Annotated in this window: 22 protein-coding genes, 6 tRNA genes and 1 riboswitch; of the genes, 7 read left to right on the top strand and 21 right to left on the bottom strand. The window is 66.1% G+C overall.

The window, feature by feature from the left end; genetic code table 11:
* Positions 1-6 precede the first annotated feature (6 nt).
* The 6 genes from trpB to hisI form a co-directional block, all read right to left on the bottom strand.
* On the bottom strand, positions 7-1,332 hold the full coding sequence (gene trpB, locus AC5RUM_RS12330; protein WP_494035338.1) for a tryptophan synthase subunit beta: 1,326 nt from the start codon (positions 1,330-1,332) through the stop codon (positions 7-9).
* Positions 1,333-1,436: 104 nt separating this feature from the next.
* Positions 1,437-2,255, bottom strand: a complete 819-nt coding sequence (gene trpC / locus AC5RUM_RS12335; RefSeq protein WP_494035197.1) for an indole-3-glycerol phosphate synthase TrpC — start codon at positions 2,253-2,255, stop codon at positions 1,437-1,439.
* A gap of 2 nt (positions 2,256-2,257) precedes the next feature.
* Positions 2,258-2,551 (bottom strand): HGxxPAAW family protein, encoded by a 294-nt coding sequence (locus tag AC5RUM_RS12340; RefSeq protein ID WP_494035198.1) that lies wholly within the window; start codon positions 2,549-2,551, stop codon positions 2,258-2,260.
* Positions 2,552-2,648: 97 nt separating this feature from the next.
* Positions 2,649-3,284, bottom strand: coding sequence for a Trp biosynthesis-associated membrane protein (locus tag AC5RUM_RS12345; protein ID WP_494035199.1), 636 nt, complete (start codon positions 3,282-3,284; stop codon positions 2,649-2,651).
* On the bottom strand, positions 3,284-4,915 hold the full coding sequence (locus AC5RUM_RS12350) for an anthranilate synthase component I (protein WP_494035200.1): 1,632 nt from the start codon (positions 4,913-4,915) through the stop codon (positions 3,284-3,286). The genes AC5RUM_RS12345 and AC5RUM_RS12350 overlap by 1 nt, the downstream gene beginning before the upstream one ends.
* A gap of 66 nt (positions 4,916-4,981) precedes the next feature.
* Positions 4,982-5,425, bottom strand: coding sequence for a phosphoribosyl-AMP cyclohydrolase (gene hisI, locus AC5RUM_RS12355; RefSeq protein WP_494035201.1), 444 nt, complete (start codon positions 5,423-5,425; stop codon positions 4,982-4,984).
* Between the two features lie 112 nt (positions 5,426-5,537).
* On the opposite strand from hisI, the gene AC5RUM_RS12360 reads away from it, so the two are divergent.
* A complete protein-coding gene (locus tag AC5RUM_RS12360; protein ID WP_494035202.1) occupies positions 5,538-6,182 on the top strand; it encodes a TIGR03085 family metal-binding protein in 645 nt (214 codons plus the stop codon).
* 34 nt (positions 6,183-6,216) lie between these two features.
* Here AC5RUM_RS12360 and hisF read toward each other — a convergent pair whose 3' ends face one another.
* From hisF to AC5RUM_RS12430, 14 genes are all read right to left on the bottom strand, one after another.
* A complete protein-coding gene (hisF, locus tag AC5RUM_RS12365; protein WP_494035203.1) occupies positions 6,217-6,993 on the bottom strand; it encodes an imidazole glycerol phosphate synthase subunit HisF in 777 nt (258 codons plus the stop codon).
* A 76-nt stretch (positions 6,994-7,069) separates the two neighbouring features.
* Positions 7,070-7,930, bottom strand: a complete 861-nt coding sequence (hisG, locus tag AC5RUM_RS12370; RefSeq protein WP_494035204.1) for an ATP phosphoribosyltransferase — start codon at positions 7,928-7,930, stop codon at positions 7,070-7,072.
* Positions 7,931-7,991: 61 nt separating this feature from the next.
* On the bottom strand, positions 7,992-8,255 hold the full coding sequence (locus AC5RUM_RS12375) for a phosphoribosyl-ATP diphosphatase (protein WP_003801526.1): 264 nt from the start codon (positions 8,253-8,255) through the stop codon (positions 7,992-7,994).
* A gap of 132 nt (positions 8,256-8,387) precedes the next feature.
* Positions 8,388-8,870, bottom strand: a complete 483-nt coding sequence (gene ribH, locus AC5RUM_RS12380) for a 6,7-dimethyl-8-ribityllumazine synthase (protein ID WP_494035205.1) — start codon at positions 8,868-8,870, stop codon at positions 8,388-8,390.
* Positions 8,871-8,889: 19 nt separating this feature from the next.
* The gene (ribA, locus tag AC5RUM_RS12385) at positions 8,890-9,591 is read right to left on the bottom strand and encodes a GTP cyclohydrolase II (protein WP_494035206.1); all 702 of its coding nucleotides are present in this window, start codon (positions 9,589-9,591) and stop codon (positions 8,890-8,892) included.
* A gap of 2 nt (positions 9,592-9,593) precedes the next feature.
* The gene (gene ribB, locus AC5RUM_RS12390; RefSeq protein ID WP_494035207.1) at positions 9,594-10,301 is read right to left on the bottom strand and encodes a 3,4-dihydroxy-2-butanone-4-phosphate synthase; all 708 of its coding nucleotides are present in this window, start codon (positions 10,299-10,301) and stop codon (positions 9,594-9,596) included.
* On the bottom strand, positions 10,298-10,972 hold the full coding sequence (locus AC5RUM_RS12395; RefSeq protein WP_494035208.1) for a riboflavin synthase: 675 nt from the start codon (positions 10,970-10,972) through the stop codon (positions 10,298-10,300). The genes ribB and AC5RUM_RS12395 overlap by 4 nt, the downstream gene beginning before the upstream one ends.
* Complete coding sequence (gene ribD / locus AC5RUM_RS12400) at positions 10,972-12,090, bottom strand: bifunctional diaminohydroxyphosphoribosylaminopyrimidine deaminase/5-amino-6-(5-phosphoribosylamino)uracil reductase RibD (RefSeq protein ID WP_494035339.1); 1,119 nt, start codon at positions 12,088-12,090, stop codon at positions 10,972-10,974. The genes AC5RUM_RS12395 and ribD overlap by 1 nt, the downstream gene beginning before the upstream one ends.
* 184 nt (positions 12,091-12,274) lie before the next feature.
* Positions 12,275-12,422: riboswitch (FMN riboswitch) on the bottom strand.
* Positions 12,423-12,512: 90 nt separating this feature from the next.
* Positions 12,513-13,169 carry a ribulose-phosphate 3-epimerase gene (rpe, locus tag AC5RUM_RS12405; protein WP_494035209.1) on the bottom strand — a complete coding sequence of 219 codons (657 nt, stop codon included), beginning with the start codon at positions 13,167-13,169 and terminating at the stop codon, positions 12,513-12,515.
* Between the two features lie 75 nt (positions 13,170-13,244).
* The gene (locus tag AC5RUM_RS12410) at positions 13,245-14,831 is read right to left on the bottom strand and encodes an RsmB/NOP family class I SAM-dependent RNA methyltransferase (RefSeq protein ID WP_494035210.1); all 1,587 of its coding nucleotides are present in this window, start codon (positions 14,829-14,831) and stop codon (positions 13,245-13,247) included.
* Positions 14,828-15,748, bottom strand: coding sequence for a methionyl-tRNA formyltransferase (gene fmt, locus AC5RUM_RS12415; RefSeq protein ID WP_494035211.1), 921 nt, complete (start codon positions 15,746-15,748; stop codon positions 14,828-14,830). Before fmt ends, AC5RUM_RS12410 begins: the two co-directional genes overlap by 4 nt.
* Positions 15,745-16,347, bottom strand: coding sequence for a peptide deformylase (def, locus tag AC5RUM_RS12420; protein WP_494035212.1), 603 nt, complete (start codon positions 16,345-16,347; stop codon positions 15,745-15,747). The genes fmt and def overlap by 4 nt, the downstream gene beginning before the upstream one ends.
* A 110-nt stretch (positions 16,348-16,457) precedes the next feature.
* Positions 16,458-17,303 carry an aldehyde dehydrogenase family protein gene (locus AC5RUM_RS12425; protein WP_400579531.1) on the bottom strand — a complete coding sequence of 282 codons (846 nt, stop codon included), beginning with the start codon at positions 17,301-17,303 and terminating at the stop codon, positions 16,458-16,460.
* 96 nt (positions 17,304-17,399) lie between these two features.
* Positions 17,400-17,471 (bottom strand) — tRNA-Val (locus AC5RUM_RS12430).
* 319 nt (positions 17,472-17,790) lie between these two features.
* Between AC5RUM_RS12430 and AC5RUM_RS12435 the strand changes: the two genes are divergently transcribed.
* The 6 genes from AC5RUM_RS12435 to AC5RUM_RS12460 all read left to right on the top strand — a co-directional run bounded on the left by AC5RUM_RS12435 (position 17,791) and on the right by AC5RUM_RS12460 (position 18,734).
* A tRNA-Gly gene (locus tag AC5RUM_RS12435) sits at positions 17,791-17,863 on the top strand.
* A gap of 46 nt (positions 17,864-17,909) precedes the next feature.
* A tRNA-Cys gene (locus AC5RUM_RS12440) sits at positions 17,910-17,980 on the top strand.
* A 38-nt stretch (positions 17,981-18,018) separates the two neighbouring features.
* Positions 18,019-18,093: transfer RNA gene (locus AC5RUM_RS12445), tRNA-Val, on the top strand.
* Between the two features lie 57 nt (positions 18,094-18,150).
* A tRNA-Gly gene (locus AC5RUM_RS12450) sits at positions 18,151-18,223 on the top strand.
* 51 nt (positions 18,224-18,274) lie between these two features.
* Positions 18,275-18,349, top strand: a tRNA-Val gene (locus AC5RUM_RS12455).
* A 145-nt stretch (positions 18,350-18,494) separates the two neighbouring features.
* Positions 18,495-18,734, top strand: coding sequence for an antitoxin (locus AC5RUM_RS12460; RefSeq protein ID WP_494035213.1), 240 nt, complete (start codon positions 18,495-18,497; stop codon positions 18,732-18,734).
* A 107-nt stretch (positions 18,735-18,841) separates the two neighbouring features.
* Here the strand turns inward: AC5RUM_RS12460 and zapE are convergent, their stop codons facing one another.
* Positions 18,842-19,882, bottom strand: a complete 1,041-nt coding sequence (gene zapE / locus AC5RUM_RS12465; protein ID WP_400579533.1) for a cell division protein ZapE — start codon at positions 19,880-19,882, stop codon at positions 18,842-18,844.
* Positions 19,883-20,049: the final 167 nt, after the last annotated feature.

Below are 20,049 nucleotides of genomic sequence, written 5' to 3' on the forward strand. Positions count from 1 at the left end.
CGGTGCTCACAGCTGTTCCCCTTCCTTGCCGATGGTTGCCTCTGCGGAATTCTTGTCCAGGAGGTCGAACCATTCGGCTGCTGTTGCCACGTCCTTATCGCCCCGGCCGGACAGGTTCACGATCACGATCTTGTCGCTCGCTTCTCCGGTTCCGCTCTCTTCTGCCAGCCGCTGGCCCACCTTGATGGCACCTGCCAGCGCGTGGGAAGACTCGATCGCGGGAATGATGCCCTCAGTGCGGCAGAGGAGCCGGAAGGCGTCCATGGCTTCACTGTCGGTGATGGGCTCGTAGCTGACCCGTCCGATGTCTGCGAGGTAGGAGTGTTCCGGTCCGACGCCCGGGTAGTCCAGGCCTGCGGAGATGGAGTGGGACTCGATCGTCTGCCCGTCGTCATCCTGCATGAGGTACGACCGGGCGCCGTGCAGTACGCCGGGCTTGCCGAGCGTGATGGTGGCTGCGTGCCGGCCGGTGTCCACACCGTCGCCGCCTGCCTCGAAGCCGTAGATTTTGACCGAGGGGTCATCCAGGAAGCCGTGGAAGATGCCGATGGCGTTGGAGCCTCCGCCGATACATGCGCAGACGGCATCCGGCAGGCGGCCGGCCTGCTCAAGGATCTGCGCGCGGGCCTCCTCACCGATGACCTCGTGGAAGTAGCGGACCATTGCCGGGAAGGGGTGCGCACCGGCAGCCGTGCCCAGCAGGTAGTGGGTGTGTCCGACGTTTGCCACCCAGTCGCGCAGGGCCTCGTTGATGGCGTCCTTGAGTGTCTGGGAGCCGTTGGTCACCGGGATCACGGTGGCCCCGAGGAGCTCCATCCGGGCCACGTTCAGGGCCTGGCGGCGGCAGTCCTCGGCGCCCATGTACACCACGCACTCGAGGCCGAGCAGTGCTGCGGCGGTAGCGCTGGCCACGCCGTGCTGGCCGGCACCGGTCTCGGCAATGACGCGGGTCTTGCCCATGCGCTTGGCGAGGAGCGCCTGGCCCAGCACGTTGTTGATCTTGTGCGAGCCGGTGTGGTTCAGGTCTTCGCGCTTAAGGAAGATCCGCACTCCGCCGGCATGCTCGGCGAACCGCTTGGCTTCGGTCAGGAGCGAGGGCCTGCCGGAGTAGTTCTTGTTCAGCTCCGCGATCTGCGCGGTGAATTCGGGGTCGGCCTTGGCCTTCTCGAAGGTGTCCTCAAGCTCGTCCAGGGCAGCGATCAGAGACTCGGGCATCCATCGGCCGCCGTACGAGCCGAAGTAGGGTCCCGGGGCGTGACGCAGCGATGTGCCTCCCTGCAGGAACGCATCCACCGAGCCTTCATCAGAGCCGGCTGTCGGCGCTTCGGCCATCAGTCTCACCATCCTGTTCACTTTTCACTGATTGATGTCAGGCGGCATCCCGTCCGCAGCTGCCTGTGGCAGCTGCGGGATGGCGCCGTGGATTTAGGCGGGGTTCAGACGCGGGCAGCGATCGCCGCTGCGCCGGCTGCGGTGAACTCCGCAATTCGTTCACGCGGTGTGGCGTCGCTGACCAGCGCCTCTCCCACGAGGATGGCGTTGGCGCCGTGCGCCGCGAAGTGTGTGACGTCGTCGGCATTCCGGACGCCCGACTCGGCCACCACGACGGCCCCGGCCGGAATGCTTCCGGCCAGGCTGCCGAAAACAGACCGGTCGACGTCGAGCGTCTTGAGGTTGCGTACGTTGACGCCGATGATGCGGGCATCTGCCGCCACGGCGCGTTCAACTTCCTCCGGCGTGTGCGTTTCCACCAGGACGTTCATGCCGAGCTCGCTGCTGAGGGCACTGAACTCGCGCAACTGCTGGTCGGACAGGACCGCCACGATCAGCAGGATGAGGTCCGCGCCGTGGGCGCGGGCCTCCCAGATCTGGTACTCGTCCAGCGTGAAGTCCTTGCGGAGCAGCGGGACGTCCACGCGGGCGCGGACCGCGTCCAGGTCCGCGAGGGAGCCGTTGAAGCGGCGCTGTTCGGTGAGCACGCTGATCACGGCGGCACCGCCGTCGGCATACTGTTCCGCCAGCGACGCCGGGTCCACGATGCTCGCGAGGTCGCCCTTGGAGGGGCTGCGGCGCTTGATTTCCGCGATGACCTTGAGCTGGTCGCGGGTTGCGGACGGACCGCCCAGGGCTGCCCAGGCGTCACGCGCCGGAGCGGCCGCCAGGGCGCGGTCCTTCAGTTCCGCGAGGGACACAAGGCGCTTGCGGGCCTCCATGTCCTCCCTGACACCGGCATTGATGTCATCGAGAACCGTCACGGTCAGTGGCCGGTGTTCTTAATCTTGCTGCCGCCCACGCCGTAACCCGCCTTGCGCATGATGTAGCCGGCGAGGAGGCCGACGAACATGACAGCGATGCCCGCCCAGAAGATCGGGGAGTTGGCGATGACGAACGCGATGGAGGCGATGAGGGCACCGATCAGCATGACGATCACGCAGGTCCATGCGGCCGGGCTGTTGCCGTGGCCCAGGTCGATGCTGTGATCGATGCCGTGGTGGGTCTTTCCGGTCTTTCCGGCCGCTGGCTGGGTGCCGGAAACAGTGGCTTTGCTCATGTGAATCTCCTCAGGATCAATACTGCTTACATTCTGCCATTTTTTGGCGCGGCCTTAGGCATCGGCAGCTCCGCCGCGTGCCTCGGGGCCTCCGCGCTCAGGTGGGATCGTCACCGCGGGAGAGCCGGTCCCAGCTGTCGATCTCGTCCACCGGGCCTGCCTTCGCTGCCGGTGTTCCGGGTGCCGTGGTGTCGTATTTAGTGCGGATCTTCCAGTGCCTTCCCGCGGGAATGACCAGCAGTCCGCCCAGTGCCAGGAGGGACCCGGCGACGACGGCGAGGACGGGGAACGCCGTAACGCTCACGTCCGCTGTGCTCCCCGAAACACCCGTAGCGGCGGCGATGGACCCTTGGGCAGCCGCAAGCGGGTCGGCGAGCACGGTCGCCGCGGCCGCGACGATGCCCACGGCCGCCAGCACGATGATGGCCGTGATAACCCAGCGGGCGATCCTGCCGGCGATGGAAGCCGCCAGCCCGCCGGCCAGTGCGACGAGCGCAAGCGCCGTCACCGTAGTGGCCGCCTTGCTCCCCTGGACTTCGAGTCCGTCCTGGACGGCAGAGGTCTGTCCCAGCTGCTGCGGATCCTGATGGACGGTGAGCCAGGTCTGCGTGGTGGCGCCGAAAACTGCCAGCGCCAGCACGGCGATCAGCAGGACCACGGTGGATTTCCGGGCCCACGCCGGGGCGCTGCTGCGGGCTTTGGCCGGGGTGGCCGAACCTGCCGGAACCGCCATCAGGACTCTGTTCCGGTTTCTGCTCCGGCGTTCGGTCCTGCCGCGGCCTGGGGGGCAGCGGGCTTGCGTGCAGCAGCCTCTGCCGTGGCAACCGATTCGGGCGTGATGTTGTGGAGCGAGCCCGCGGTGTGCACGGCGCGCAGCGGAGCAGCTGCTTTGTTCACCGTTTCCAGTGCCTCGGTCGGGTTGACCGAGTCCGCAACGATGCCACCGCCGGCCTGCACATACGCCCGGCCTTCGCGCAGCAGTGCCGAGCGGATGGCGATGGCCATGTCCATGTCCCCGGCGAAGTCCAGGTAGCCCACCACGCCGCCGTAGATTCCGCGGCGGTGGGGCTCCAGCTCATCGAGCAGGCGCAGGGCACGCGGCTTCGGGGCGCCCGAGAGTGTTCCGGCCGGGAACGTGGCCTTCAGGACGTCGTACGCCTTGGCCGTGGGGGCAAGCTGTCCGACGACGGTGGAGACCAGGTGCATGATGTGGCTGAACCGCTCCACCTCCATGAACTGCGTGACGTCCACCGATCCCGCTACGCAGACCTTGGACAGATCGTTGCGGGACAGGTCCACCAGCATCAGGTGCTCGGCGCGTTCCTTCTGGTCCGCGAGGAGTTCCTCGGCGAGGGCCTTGTCCGCTTCCACGGTCTTGCCGCGCGGGCGGGAACCCGCGATCGGGTGGGTGATGACATCATCTCCGGTGACGGTGACCAGCGCCTCGGGCGACGAGCCGACGATCGAATACTCCCGGCCGTCCGCATCCTCGAGGCTGAAGATGTACATGTAGGGGCTGGGGTTCGTGTTGCGGAGCACCCGGTAGACGTCCAGCGGGGACGCCCCGCACTCCATTTCGAAGCGGCGGGAAATCACCACCTGGAAGACTTCCCCGTCCACGATCGCCTCCTTGCCGCGGTCAAGGGCGGCAAGGTACTCCGGTTCGTCCCAGCGTTCCTGGACACTGGATGCGAAATCGAGGGCTGCGGGCTCCAGCACAGACACCGGCTGGGTCACCGGGGTACTGATGCGGGCCAGCAGTTCCTTCACGCGGGCCACCGCGTCCTGCCAAGCCTCGTCCACGCGGTCGGGGCTGTTGTCGAAGTTGATGGCGTTGGCGATCAGCAGAACGGTGCCGTCCATGTTGTCATGGACGGCCATGTCCGTGACGAGGTTCAGGGCCATTTCGGGAAGCTGAAGATCGTCCTCGGGAGGGCTGGTGAGCCGTTCCCAGTGCCGGACGGTCTCCCAGCCGAGGAAGCCAACGAGTCCCGACGTGAAGGGCGGCAGTCCGTCGAAACGTTCCGTGCGGAGGGCGGCCACGGTGTCCCGGATGGCGTCCACGGGGTTGCCGTCCACGGGAACCCCCGCCGGCGGCTGGCCAAGCCAGTAAGCCTCGCCGTCCTTGGTGGTTAGCGTGGCGCGGGACCGTGCACCGATGAACGAATAGCGGGACCAGGCGCCGCCGACGGCCGCCGACTCCATTAGGAAGGTGCCGGGCTGGCCCTGCGCGAGTTTCCGGTAGAGGCCGATGGGGGTTTCGGCGTCGGCCAAGACCTTGAGCCGGACGGGGATGACACGGCTGTGGCCGGCGAGTTCCCGGAATTCTTCCAGGCTCGGGCTAATGATTCCGAGGTCCTGCATGGCTATTGGTTCTCCGTCTTTTCTGGGGTGGTGCCTAATTCGATAGACCTGTTCAGCGGAACGCGGCTATCCGGCTGATCCGGGCACGACCTCGAGGTCGCGGCCGTCGAAGCACGTGCGCGTTCCGGTGTGGCACGCGGCGCCTACCTGGTCGACGCGCACCAGCAGGGCATCGCCGTCACAGTCCATGGCCACCGACTTGACCCACTGCACGTGGCCCGAGGTGTCCCCCTTGCGCCAGTACTCCTGGCGGGACCGGGAGTAAAAGGTCACGCGCCCAGTGGTCATGGTGCGTTTGAGGGCTTCATCGTCCATCCAGCCGAGCATGAGCACCTCGTTGGTGTCGTGCTGCTGCACGATCGCGGCCACCAGGCCGGCGCCGTCCCGCTTCAGCGCAGAGGCAATCTCGGCGGGCAGCGGACTTTCGGAAACGGCGGTGTTGTCTCCGGCGGAACCGGCGGTGCCGGGGGTTCGGCCGGGAGTGGGGCTGGGGGCGGGCTGCTCAGACATCAGGTCAAGTCTAGTGCCTCACCACAGCCCCCTGATCAGTGTGAAGAACGGCACCAATTCACGGGCCGATACACTGCGCAACTCCCGTGGCGACGTGCTAGTTTCACAAGTGATGCATTTCGTCGAACCGTCCCGAGAAGTCCTGGCCGAAACCCTGCTGGCGGCCGGTCCTGATTCCCCCACGCTCTGCCGCGGATGGAAGACCAGAGACCTGGCGGCGCACTTGTACCTGCGCGAAAGGAAGGCCGCAGTCGGCCTCGGTCTGATCATCAAGCGCCTGTCGAAGGCCTCGGACAATGCAACGGCCAAGCTCGCAGCCAAGCTCAAAACGGTCGACGACTACACCGAACTCGTGAAGGCCTTCCGCTCCGGCCCCCCAGCGCTGTCTCCGATGAAGATCAAAGCGCTGGACGAAAGCTCCAACCTGATCGAGTACTTCGTCCATACGGAAGACATCCGGCGTGCCGTCGACCGCTGGGCACCCCGTGCGCTCGATGAGGAATACTCCGAAGCGCTCTGGGACGAACTGATCAAACGTGCTGCCATCCTGTACCGCGGGGTTGACCTTGGCATTGTCCTGGTCCGGCCCTCCGGCCCGAGGCACGTGGCACGGCGCGCTCCCGTGTCCGTGGCCATCGTCGGCGAGCCCGGCGAGTTGCTGATGCACGCCCACGGCCGCACGCGCCACGCCCTCGTGACCTTCGAAGGCCAGGCCGACGCCGTCGCGCTTCTGCAGTCCGCCGAGGTCGGCCTCTAAAAGCGGTGACCGACCAGCCCAACCAGGGGCCTGGTCAGCGGACCTCGAAACCGGCTTCGCGGATGGCGGTTTTGACCTGGGACATCATGTCGTCCGGGCCCCAGTGGAAGATGGAAGCGGCCAGCACAGCGTCAGCTCCGGCCTGGACGGCGGGCGGGAAGTGAGCGGGTTCGCCGGCGCCGCCGGAAGCGATGATGGGCACCTTGACGGCCGCACGGACCAGCCTGATCAGTTCAAGGTCGAAGCCGTCCTTCGTGCCGTCGGCGTCGATCGAGTTGAGCAGGATTTCCCCCACTCCCCTGTCGGCGGCTTCCTTCGCCCACGCAACGGCATCGATTCCGGTGCCCTGGCGGCCTCCGTGCGTGGTGACCTCAAAGCCGGACGCCGTGGGCTCGGAGCCCGGGCGGGTACGGCGCGCGTCCACTGACAGCACAAGCACCTGCGAGCCGAAGTGCCGGGTGATTTCGTCAATGACGTCGGGCCGGGCCACCGCGGCCGTGTTGATGGAGGCCTTGTCGGCGCCGTAGCGGAGCAGCTTGTCCACTTCGGCGACGCCGCGGACACCGCCGCCCACGGTCAACGGGATGAAGACTTCCTCGGCGGTGCGGCGGACAACGTCGAACGTCGTTTCACGGTTGCCCGACGATGCCGTCACATCCAGAAAGGTGAGCTCGTCCGCACCGGCGTTGTCGTAGCGGTGCGCCAGCTCCACGGGATCTCCGGCGTCGCGGAGGCCTTCGAAGTTGATGCCCTTGACCACGCGGCCGGCATCGACGTCCAGGCACGGAATGACGCGTACGGCTACAGCCATGATTCTCCTGATGTCCTGCAAAGTGGTGCTGTGTGAAGGGGCCCGCGTGTGGGGACGGGGCGTTGGAAGACCCGGCTCAGATGCGGCAGGCGTGAATGCTGCTGACCAGGATGGCACGAGCGCCAAGGTCGTACAGCTCATCCATGATCCGGTTGGTTTCCTTCTTCGGCACCATGGAGCGGACGGCCACCCATTCGGAGTCACGCAGCGGTGAGACCGTGGGCGACTCGAGCCCGGGCGTGAGGGCCGCAGCCTGTTCCACGAGATCCTTGCGGATGTCGTAGTCCATCAGCACGTACTGGCGCGCCACGAGGACGCCCTGCAGCCGGCGGATCAGGATCTCGATTTCCCTGGCGGTGCCGTTCGCGGCGCCGCCCTCACCGGTCCGTCGGATCAGGACGGCCTCGGACTTCAGAATAGGGTCGCCGAAGATCTCCATGCCGGCGGCCTTGAGCGTGTTACCGGTTTCGACGACGTCGGCGATGGCGTCGGCAACACCGAGCCGCACGGACGATTCCACGGCGCCGTCCAGGCGGACCACTTTCGCTTTGATGCCGCGCTCGGCGAGGTAGCCGCGGAGCAGGCCGTCGTAGCTGGTGGCGAGGCGCTTGCCCTCAAGTTCTTCGACTTTGCTGAAATCGCCCACCGGACCTGCGAAGCGGAAGGTGGAAGCCGCAAAACCCAGCGGCAGCAGTTCCTCGGCCTCAACCTCGGCGTCCAGCAGCAGATCGCGGCCGGTGATGCCGACGTCGAGCGTTCCCTGCCCCACATAAACGGCGATGTCGCGGGGACGAAGGAAGAAGAACTCGATCTCGTTGTCCGGGTCTACCATGACCAGTTCGCGGTTGTCCCGGCGCTGGCGATAGCCCGCCTCGGAGAGCATGGCAGAGGCGGCTTCGGACAGGGATCCCTTATTGGGTACAGCTACTCGCAGCATTTGTGGGTCTTTCTGGGTGTGGAAGTCTTCAATTTAGGCAAGCTGGGCCACGCGGACGCGGCTAGAGATGCTTGTAAACGTCTTCCAGGCTGAGTCCCTTGGCAAGCATCAGGACCTGCAGGTGATACAGGAGCTGCGAGATCTCTTCGGCAGCCGCCTCGTCTGATTCGTACTCTGCAGCCATCCAGACTTCGGCGGCTTCCTCGACCACTTTTTTCCCGATGCCGTGGATCCCGGACTCCAATTCGGCGACGGTGCGGGAGCCCTCCGGACGGGTGGCTGCCTTCTCACTCAGTTCTGCGAACAGCGTCTCGAAATTCTTCACGCCCTCCAGCCTACTTGCTCGGGGCCGGACCTCGCCTTTCGGGCCCTTCCATGACGGCGGGGGTGTGACCGAATACACATGGTCTGCCGTCGGTCACATCCCCGCCCATCACCACAAAATAATCTGCAGGGATCAGTACTGCGCGAGCAGCACCGCGGTAGCCAGCGCGGCCGTAACAGCCTCGTGCCCCTTGTCCTCCGAGGAGCCCGGCAGGCCGGCCCGGTCCAGGCCCTGCTCTTCGGTGTCGCAGGTCAGAACGCCAAAGCCGACCGGCACGCCAGTGTTGACGCTGACGTCCGTGAGCCCCGACGTTGCGGCCTGGCAGACGTAGTCAAAATGCGGCGTGCCGCCGCGGATGACGACGCCGAGCGCCACGACGGCGTCAAAGTGCGGCGCCAGCCGCGCGGCCGCGACCGGAAGCTCAAAGCTGCCGGGTACGCGCAGCACGGTGGGCTCGCTGATGCCGGCGTCCTTGGCGGCGCGCAACGCACCGTCGAGGAGTCCGTCCATGATCTGGGTATGCCAGCTCGCCGCCACGATGGCCAGCCGCAGCTTGGAGGTCTCTGCGGGATTGAGTGTGGTGAGGTCGATCTGGGGTGCGCCGTGTCCGCTCATGAATTAGTTCCTGATCCGTTCAGTCTTGTTCGTGGTCAAAAGTGTCCGCGCCGCTTCCCGGCACGCCTGCACCCTGTGCATCCAGGGTCAGCATGTGGTCCATGCGGTCTTTCTTGGTCTGCAGGTAGCGGATGTTCTGCTCCCGGGAGGGCACCTCGGTGGGAACCATTTCCACGACCTTGACGCCCGCGTTCGCCAGGCGGTTCTGCTTGTCCGGGTTGTTGCTCAGCAGCCGGATCTCGTGCAGTCCCATTTCGGCGAGGATCTGGGCGGCAGCGTTGTAGCACCGGGCGTCCACGGGCAGGCCGAGCTGCTCGTTGGCCTCAACGGTGTCGAACCCGGCTTCCTGCAGGGCGTAGGCCTTGATCTTGTTGGCCAGGCCGATGCCCCGGCCTTCCTGGCCGCGGAGGTACAGGAGCGTTCCGCCGTTTGCCTCGATCATTTCCAGGGCGTAGGCCAGCTGCTCGCCGCAGTCGCAGCGGTAGGATCCGAAGACGTCGCCGGTGAGGCATTCGGAGTGCAGCCGGACGAGCGGCGCCTGGCCATCCTTGGGAGGATTGGGCGAGCTGACAGCGAGGTGCTCGGCGCCCGTGATCAGATCGGTCCACGCCTGTGTCACCAAGTTTCCGAACGCGCCGGGCAGCTGGACCACAGGGCCGCCGCTTACCGGGTGCGGCACCCGGCCGTTACTGCTCGCCTGCGCAGCTTGAGATCCGCTCATTGTCATTTCCCTTCTCCAGCCGGACTGGGCTCCGGCCTGCTCTCCTGTGAAGATACACTGTCGCTCGCTTCCATGTAGGCCACGAGATCCTCGATCGAAACCAAGGGGCAACCGTGCTCCGCAGCGAACACCCGCAGGCCGTCCAGCCGCATCATTTCACCGTCGTCGTACACAACTTCCGCGATCACGCCCACCGGCTGGAGACCGGCGAGCCGGCACAGGTCCACGGCCGCTTCAGTGTGGCCGGGGCGCTCACGCACTCCCCCCTTAACTGCCCGCAATGGGAAAATATGCCCGGGCCGGGTCAGCGCAGCGGGTTCGCTGCGGGGATCCGCGAGGACCCTGGCCGTCAGTGCACGGTCCGTGGCCGAAATGCCGGTGCTGACGCCGGCGGCGGCGTCACAGGAGACGGTATAGGCGGTGCCCTTCGAATCCTGGTTGACTTCCACCATCGGAGGCAGGTCCAGGGCGTCGGCGCGGCCGCCGTCGAGCGGAACGCAGATGACGCCGGAACTGTAGCGGATGGTCCAGCCCATCAACGCCGGGGTGGCATGCTCGGCCGCGAAGATGATGTCTCCTTCGTTCTCGCGGTCCTCATTGTCGACCACCAGGACGGGCTGCCCCGCCGCGATTGCCCGGATAGCGTCCTCGATCGGATCGAGCGCCACGGTGGTGCCGGTTGCGGCCGGTTCCAGCTTTGCCGCGCTCATGCCTGCCCCTCCGTTCCGGTTGCAGAGCCGGTTCCGGTTGCCGAGCCCGCTCCAGCTACAGAGCCGCTGAAGGCCAGCAGCCGTTCGGTGTACTTGGCCAGCACGTCGACTTCGAGGTTCACTTTTCCGCCGATCGGCTTCGCACCAAGTCCGGTGTCAGCCAGGGTGGTCGGGATAAGCCCCACTTCAAACCAGGGCGACGCTTCCGGCGCAGGGCTGACGGCCGTGACGGTGAGGGAGACGCCGTCGATGGCGATGGATCCCTTTTCGGCGATGTAGCGTGCCAGCCGCTGCGGCACTCCGAAACGGAGCCGTTCCCAGTTGCCTTGGGCCTCGCGTTCCAGCAGCTCGCCGACGCCGTCCACGTGGCCCTGGACAACATGGCCGTCCAGCCGGCCGCCTGCCGGAACGCAGCGTTCCAGGTTGACGGCGTCGCCGGCGGCGAGGTCGCCGATGGTGCTGCGAATGAGGGTTTCGCCCATGACGTCGACGCTGAAGTCCTTCCCGTCAATAGCGGTCGCCGTGAGGCATACGCCGTTGACGGCGATCGAGCCGCCCAAGGGCAGGCCGTCGGCCGTGCCGGGGGCGTGCAGGCGCAACGTTGCGCTTGTGTCCCCGTTCCGGTCCACGGAGAGGACCTTCCCTTGCTCGGCGATAATTCCGGTGAACATCAGTAGCCTCCCATGGCTGCGCCCGCTGCTGTGCGGGCTGGTTGTGAATCAATTGGCGTTGCTGAATGTGCCGCTGCGGACACGGGGTCTTCGTTTTCGGGCGGCCCGGACGGCCGTTCCGGCAGGAGGTGCAGCCGCAGGTCCCTGCCCAGGGTCTGGACAGCGCCGCCGGAGGCCGCATCCCACTCCCACCGCTGGGCATCGGCAAGGGTGGCGATGCCCAGGCCGTTGAGGGCCGGGGTTCCGGATCCGAGGAGCGTGGGCGCCAGGTAGACGACGAGTTCGTCCACCAGGCCTTCGGACAGGAAGGCACTCAGGATCCTGGAGCCGCCCTCTACCATGACGTGCCGTGCCCCTGCCGAAAACAGCAGGTCCAGCGCTTCACGCGGGTCACGGGTGGGAAGGTGGAGAACCTTGCCGTCGTCCCCGCGCACGGCGGCGTCGTCCGGGATTTCACGAAGGCCCATGACCGCCCGGAGCGGCTGCTCGCCGAAGGCTTCACCATGCGCGTCCCTTGCTGTGAGCCGCGGGTTGTCCACCAAAACTGTCTGCGTGCCGACGAGGATGGCGTCGATCCGGCGCCGGATGGCGTGGTTGTCCGCCAGCGATTCCGGGCAGGAAATCCACTGGCTCGTGCCGTCTTCTGCGGCGATGCGGCTGTCCAGCGTCTGGGCGATGTGCAGCGTGACGAACGGGCGTTTGTCCCCGACAGCCTCAAACCAGCGGCGGTTGAGTTCCAGAGCGCGCTCGGCTGCCAGTCCGCTGCGGACGCTGACCCCTGCGGCGCGGAGGGTTGCTGCCCCGCCGGCCGCGGGATCGTGGGGGTCGTCAACGGCGTACACCACATTCGCTATTCCGGCGGCGATGATCGCCTGCGCGCAGGGCCCGGTGCGTCCCACGTGATTACAGGGTTCCAGCGTGACCACCATTGTGGCGCCATGGAGGTCCACCCCGGCGGCGACGGCGGCCGCTATGGCGTCGGCTTCGGCATGCGCCGTTCCGGCGCCACGATGATGGCCCGTCGCCAGCTGACGGCCGTCAGGGCCGACGACGACGGCACCCACCAGGGGATTGGCGCCTCGCGGTCCCTGCAGGGCAGCTTCCAGGGCAGCGTCCATTGCGTGGGTTTCGGAAGCACTGAAGGCGTGGATCGGCTGGATGGTCACGTGGCTACCGCCGGATCCGGCCACACGGTACGGGCGTCCATGCGTATGTGTCGTTCCTTCCCTCTAGAACCGCTAAGGCTCCGGGGGTATACGACAGTGCAATGCTGCGACGCCGGCAGGCGCCACAGATACAGCCGTACGTGCTTCTCTCATCCAGACTTTAACTGTCGGTACCGGAATTTCACCGGTTCAACCGTCCGCCGGGTCCTCCTGGGAGAACACCGGCTCGCGGGTCGCGGACTGTCACCGCCGGTTCGGACTTACACCGACCCCGGAGCACGTATTGTGTGTTGCTATTCTGACACAACCCAGAGCATGCTCCGGGTATTCCCTGCCATGGACCGTCACGGAACGCCCTTGGCGGGAGCCTGCGGCTACAGGGAGCCGGCCTTGCGCAGCCGGTCGATGGCATCGGCCGGATCGGCAGCGCCGTAGACGGCCGAGCCCGCGACAAACACGTTGGCTCCGGCCTCCGCCGCACGCAGGATCGTCTCCTCGGTGATGCCGCCGTCCACTTGGAGCGCCACCCCGGCACCGGATCCGTCGATCGCGGCACGGGCGCGCCGGATCTTCGGGAGCGTAAGGTCCAGGAAGGACTGTCCGCCGAATCCAGGTTCCACGGTCATGATCAGCAGCATGTCCAGCTCGGGAAGCATGTCCAGGTACGGTTCCACGGCTGTTGCGGGCCGCAGCGCCATGCCGGCCTTCGATCCGCGCGCCCGGAGCTCACGGGCCAGTTTCACCGGCGCTATGGACGCCTCCGCGTGGAATGTCACTGAGGCGATGCCGGCGTCTGCGTAGTCCGGAGCCCACCGGTCGGCGTCGGAGATCATCAGGTGCACATCCAGCGGAACCGGGCTTACGGCCTGGATCCGCTGCACCACCGGCAGTCCGATGGTCAGGTTCGGAACGAAATGGTTGTCCATCACGTCCACGTGCACCGAGTCGGCGTTGCTGATGCGCTGCAGCTCGGCTTCGAGATTCACGAAATCTGCGGAGAGGATGCTCGGGTTGATGCAGCACTGGGGCATGCGGGTCCTTTCGCGGAGAGGGATTTAACGCTCTGGGTGAACCAGCGTTTCTGGTCGTTCAGGGTTTCTTGCAGATCAGCGCTTTTTGCGGATAAGGGCCAGGAACATGGCGTCGGTGCGGTGGATATGGGGCCACAGCTGGGCTGTCTGTTCGTGGCCGGCGTTCAGCTGCCCGGTCAGGCTGACCGCATCCAGGGCGCTGCCGGCATCCAGGAGCTCGAGGTCGTCACGCTTGCGCAGCGCGTCACTGACCACCGCGGTGGTCTCTGCAGGGTGCGGGGAACAGGTCACGTACGCGACGACGCCGCCGGGCTTCACCGCGTCCAGGGCAGACTTGAGCAGGTCCCGCTGCAGCGGACCGAGGTCGGTCAGGTCTTTCGGCGTGCGGCGCCAGCGGGACTCGGGCCGGCGGCGCAAAGCGCCGAGTCCCGTACAGGGGACGTCAACAAGCACGCGGTCGAAGCGTTCCGCCTGCTCCTCGCCGACCTCCCTGCCGTCCCCGGTGCGCACGTGCCACGCCTCCCTGGGAACGGCGCCCAGGGCCTGGCGGACAAGTTTGGCGCGGTGGGGTGCGGGCTCGTTGGCCAAAAGCGTGGCGCCGCGCTGGTGGGCAAGTGCGCCGAGGAGTGCGGCCTTGCCGCCTGGCCCGGCGCACAGGTCAAGCCAGGATTCGCCTGACTCCGCAGCGGCGCCGCTATCCTTGCTGCCGGTATTCCCAAGGTCGACGGCGGCGAGGGCGCGGGCCACGAGCTGCGAACCGACATCCTGGACGCGGGTGGTTCCCTCCCGGACCGAGGACAGTCGTCCGAGGTCACCGCCGCTGGACAGCGCGGAACCTTCGACGAGTTCACCGGCCGCCGCGCCGTTCTCGAGGGCCTCGTCCAGGCTGCCGAGCCCGGGCAGCGCCACCAGGTTGACCACCGGGGCTGCGTTGTCTGCTTCAAGGAGATCGTCGATTTCAGTGACCGGCCTGCCGTGCGCCACCAGCGACTGTCTGAACGCACGCACAATCCACTCAGGATGGGCGTAACGTACAGCTGCCACTTTGACGGCGTCCGTCTCGTTCACGACCAGCAGGTCCAGCCAGTCCTCGAGTGTGTGGGCAGCGACCTTGCGCAGCACGGCGTTGATGAGCGTGGACGGCCCGGCCCCGATCACGGCGCGTGCCAGTCCCACCGTCTGGTCCAGTGCCGCATGGGCGGGAACGCGCATGGCGAGCAGCTGGTGCGCACCAATCCGCAGGGCGTCGAGGACGGCGGGGTCGAGCTGGTCCAGCGGCCGGTCCACGCAGCGGGCCAGGACGGCGTCGTACGTCCCCTGGCCGCGCAGTGCGCCGTAGCTCAGTTCCGTGGCGAAGCCGGCGTCGCGCTTGTCCAGCCCGTGGTGCCGGATCCTCGCAGGAAGGACCAGGTTGGCGTAGGCGTCCTCGGACGCGACGGCGCGCAGCACTTCGAATGCGACAAGCCTGGCGGGGTCGGCGCGCCTGGTGCGCTGGGAGGGTGCGTTTTCGGTGTAACTGCGCTGCGGGCCGCGGTTGCGCTCCCTGCCCTGGGCGTTCCGGCGGCTGCCGTCCCCGCCCCGCTGGACGCCGCGCTGGCCGCCCTGCCCGGCGCGTTGAGGGCCTTTCCCACGGCCGCTGCCGCTTGTTCCGGACTCGCTCATTCGAACACCACGCTTTCAAGGGAGGCCTGTCCGCGGGCCCAGTCGGCCGCAGACATCATTTTCTTGCCCGCAGGCTGGACACGGGTCAGCTGCACGGGGTGCGATCCGGTTCCCACCAGCACGTTTTTGCCCTCAAGCGCCACTGCTCCGGGTGCCAGCGCAGGACCCTCGGGCCGCGGCACTACGGGCTCGAGCTTCAGCCGCTGGCCGTCGAGGGTGGTCCACGCTCCCGGTTCCGGAGTGACCCCCCGCGCCCGCCGGCCGATGGCAAGGGCAGGCTCGGACCAGTTGATCCGGCCGTCCTCGATGGTCAGCTTGGGCGCCAGCGACACCTCGCCCTGCTGCGGCTGGGGTGACGCAGCGCCGGAGCCGACGGCGGACAGGGTCTGGGCGAGCAGCACGGCTCCGCTGTGGGACAGCCGGTCCAGCAGCGTTCCGGAGGTGTCGTCGGGCCGGACCGGTTCGGTGAGTGTTCCAATGACGGGACCCGTGTCGAGCCCCTCCTCAAGCTGGAAGGTCACGGCGCCGGTGATGTCGTCCCCGGCAATGACGGAGCGCTGCACGGGTGCAGCGCCGCGCCAGGCGGGCAGAAGCGAGAAATGGAGGTTGATCCAGCCGTGTTGCGGGATATCCAGGGCCGCGCGCGGCACCAGGCCGCCGTAGGCGACGATGGCCGCGACGTCTGGACGGACTGCCGCAATTCTGGCTGTGACATCGGCGTCCACGCGGGCAGCGTGGATGATCTCGATCCCCAACTCCGCCGCGCGGGCGGCAACGGGCGACGGCGTGAGCACGCGTTTCCGGCCGATCGGCGCATCCGGCCGGGTCAGCACGGCCACGACGTCGAATCCGGCATCAACCAGTGCATCCAGCGACGGCACGGCTACGGCCGGTGTTCCAGCGAAGAGGACCCTCATTCGGCGGTGCCGAAGCTGCCCGCACCGGATGACCCGGTCCCGAAACTGCCGCCCCCAAAACTGGAGCCGACAGTCTTGGCTCGCTTCGCCGTCGTCCGCTCAGTAATGGCGTCATAGTTCGCGTTGCGGATGGAGCGCAGCGCAGCCTTGCGGTCCTCTCCTTCGAGCCGGTCGGTGAAGAGAATGCCGTCAAGATGGTCGGTCTCGTGCTGGAAGCAGCGGGCCAGCATCCCCTCCCCCTCGATCGAGACGGGGTTTCCGTTGATGTCGACGCCGGTTACACGGGTTGTCCGAAAGCGCCGGACGGGGAAGCCGAGGCCTGGAATGGACAGGCAGCCTTCCACTTCGTCGGGCTGGACGTCCTCACTGTTCTCCAGCACGGGGTTGATGACGTGGCCTTCGACGCCGCCAATCCGGTAGGTAAACACCCGGAGGCTGACGCCGATCTGCGGCGCGGCGAGGCCGGCGCCGTCCACGTCCTCCATGGTTTCGGTCATGTCGGCAACGAGCCTGGCCAGCTCCGGCCCGAATTCCGTGACAGGCTCAGCAACCGTGCGCAGCACGGGATCGCCGATGATACGGATATTCAGTATTGCCATCTGCAGTCATTTCCTCACGGTGAACGGTAACGGATCCAGACCAGTTTAGTTGCTGCAGCCCTGCCGGGGCCGCCCCGGCGCTGGTGGTCTACTGCAGCCGGAAGTTCCGCTCAGACAAACACCGGCGGCGCCACCGGGAGCAGGGCGGGCCCGGCGCTCAGGGTGTCCGCGGACATTTCCCAGACGCGGCGCAGCGCGCAGAACTTCCACCAGTGATGCCGCAGCACCTCGGGATTCGCCCGCACCGGACGAACCTCGGTTTCGCCGATGGCGACCGCCAGCAGCACCGGAGAATCGCCATGCCGCCACGGTTCCCACTCCCCCGCTACGGCGTCCACGAGGCTCTCCTCCGCCTTCATTCCGGCAACGAGCTGCATGACCACCTTGTCATCCAGCGGCTTAACCTGGCCGTCCCGGGTGGTCCCCTTGGTCTTGTAGTCAATGAGGCAGGTCCGCCCGTTGATTTTGGCCACGAGGTCCAGGGTTCCGGCGTATCCAACGGTCTTGTTCCATACTGTGATCTCCGGAGCCACGGGCTCTACACGGAACAGCTGCCACCACTCGTCGAAGCGGGCCGCGAAGGCCTCCTCGCCGTTGGCTGCCAGCGCCTCCCGGGCTTCCTGCATCTGATGCGGACGGCCCAGGGCCCGCAGGGCCACCTGTTCGCAGTAGTTGTGGACGCGGTCGCCGCGCTGGGCAGCCTCGTCGCGGTAAGCCTCCGCCGCCTTGGCCGCCCGGTTCACGGCCTGCCGGACCTTGGCCGGACTTCCAAGGATCTCGGGCAGCGAAGGATCCTTCGCCAGGCTGCTCGCCCCCATGTACCCAAACCAGCCGTCCAGGCCGTGCGGCTGCTGACCGATCACCGTGGTGATGGAAGGAACTGAGAACGCCTCGGTGGTGGAGCGCGCGTACATCCGGCCATATTCCGTGGCGTGGGCGAGGAGTGGATCAGTCATGGCAAGACTCTTTCACAGGGGGCTGACAGTAAGGTCCGGAAACAGAAAAGTCCGCCCCGCGCAGGTTTTCCCTGTGCGGAACGGACCATCCATCGGTGGGCGATACTGGGTTCGAACCAGTGACCTCTTCGGTGTGAACGAAGCGCGCTACCACTGCGCCAATCGCCCCGATGCATTTGAATGCTAGCGGACGATGTGGCGTTTACGGAAATCGGACGGCACCCGCGGGGAAGAGCCGGCGATGACGGACGGATGAGGGAGCCAAGAGGCGGGGACCTGGAAGGCAATCCGGCAGAAAGCCGTGGCGCATGAATGCCGTGAACTACACCTCTGTAATTCAAAAATTTCCCTAGAATTCAAGGAAGTAGACCGGTTGACGAAGCTGCAGCGGAGGACGATTTGGAGATTCCCTGAACCTCCTATAGAGTTTTTACTCGTTGGAACGCGAGGAAATGCCGCTCACGGCAAGGAATCACCGCTCCAAAATGCGGACGTAGCTCAGCTGGTAGAGCACCACCTTGCCAAGGTGGATGTCGCGAGTTCGAATCTCGTCGTCCGCTCGCAGGACACTGTCACGGCTGGATTCCCAGGAATTTATGCTTACACGGTGGGTTGGCCGAGAGGCGAGGCAGCGGCCTGCAAAGCCGTATACACGGGTTCGAATCCCGTACCCACCTCGGTGAAAACCATGGTTTCCGGTGCTGCCGGATGCAATGGGCGATTGGCGCAGCGGTAGCGCGCTTCCCTGACACGGAAGAGGTCACTGGTTCGATCCCAGTATCGCCCACCAGAGCAAGGAAACTTGCTTGTTGTTGAACGTCCGGACTTTCCGGATCGTGCTTCATGTGCGGACGTAGCTCAGCTGGTAGAGCACCACCTTGCCAAGGTGGATGTCGCGAGTTCGAATCTCGTCGTCCGCTCTCTTACATCCTTACGGATTCGAACCCAGGATTAGCCGGTTATCCGGTTCCGGGCGATTGGCGCAGCGGTAGCGCGCTTCCCTGACACGGAAGAGGTCACTGGTTCGATCCCAGTATCGCCCACCAGAAAGCAGTTCCCCCGGGAGCTGCTTTTTTCATGTCTTCATATCGTGTGACAGAAGTTGTCAACTAGACCTTGGCATATGTCCTCGCGAGGGCTAGGATCGACTGCGGAGGAGCGAACTGGCTCCGCGATTGAAGGGAGGTGCTCGTGGGATTAATTGACGATCTAAAGGGCAAGGCTCAGGGTCTGATCCGCGGCAACGAGCAGGCCATCAAGGACGGCATCCAAAAGGGCGGCGACTTCGTCGACACGAAGACGGGCGGCAAGTATGCCGGCCACGTAGATAAAGTCCAGAATGGCGCTTCCAACTTCGTTGACAATGCAGACGGAAAGCCGAATGAGACCCAGGCACGCCCCGCCGTGCCGCCGGTCGACAAGGCTCCGTAACAAAGGATTTGCCCGGGCATTTGCCCCGACACGTCAACCAGGGCACCGGTCCTGCCGAGAGGCGGCATCGGTGCCCTTGGCGTTTAAGACCCTGTGTTTAAGGCGCCCTAAAGAGCCGGTTCGTGGTTCTGGCCTTCGCGGGCCAGCGCGGTGAGGCGGGAGACCGCCCGGAAGTACTTCTTCATGTAGCCGCCGGTCATCATTTCCTCGGTGAACAGCTTGTCGAACGGAACCCCGCTGGCCAGGATCGGAACATCCTTGTCGTACAGCCGGTCGGCCAGAACCACGAACCGCAGCGCAACAGCCTGTTCGGTGATGGTTTCCACATCCCGCCAGACAACGCCGTCCACGCCATCGATGAGCTTCCGGTAGCGGCTCGGGTGGACACCGGCCAGATGCGCGATGAGTGACTTGAAGTCATCCTCGGCCACCGTCTGGCCGTCGAACTCCGCCTTCATGTGGGCGTGGAGCTCGCTGTTCCGCAACGGAGAAGGCGCTGCGGGCAGGCCGCGGTGCCGGAAATCCTCTCCGTCGATCCTGATCACGTCGAACTGGTCGGCCAGGACCTGGATCTCCCGCTGGAAGTCGACGGCGGCGAACCGGCCGTCGCCCAGGGACCCGGGCAGGGTATTGGACGTAGCGGCCAGCTTGACGCCCGCATCCGCGAGTTCGCGCATGAGCCGTGACATGAGCACGGTGTCTCCCGGATCGTCCAGCTCGAACTCATCGATGCACACCAGTTTGTAGGAGCTCAGCGCCTCAACCGTTTTCCGGAAGGACAGGGCGCCCACGAGATTGGTGTACTCCACAAACGTGCCAAAGGCCTTCGGCCCGGGGGAAGCGTGCCACAGCGATGCCAGCAGGTGGGTCTTGCCGACGCCGAACCCGCCGTCGAGGTAGATGCCGGCCCTGGACACATCTTTCTTGGCGAAGAGCCTCTTAAAAAGTCCCGCCCCGTCTCCGGAGCCCACGCCGCCGGCGAACGATTCAAGTGCGCGCACTGCCGCCGCCTGGCTGGGCTGGGCAGGATCGGGCCGGTAGCTCGAGAACGACACCTGCCCGAACCTGGGCGACGGGTAGAAACCCTTGAGGAGTTCATCCACCGAGACTGCCGGCGTCCGGGTGGCAAGCTTTTCGATCTGTACCAAGGTGGTCCGTTCTGCTGGTGACTTATCCCCAGAAAGGATACCGGCATTGGTACCGCCCCCAAGAGCCCCGGACCACCCCCGCCCGCCGCGCGTGACCAAGCGCACATTTCGTCCTGTTAACGCAGGGGAGCTTTCAGCACGGCCCGTGACTAGTGTTGAAAGCAGTG

This window comes from Arthrobacter sp. B2060 (assembly GCF_059090445.1).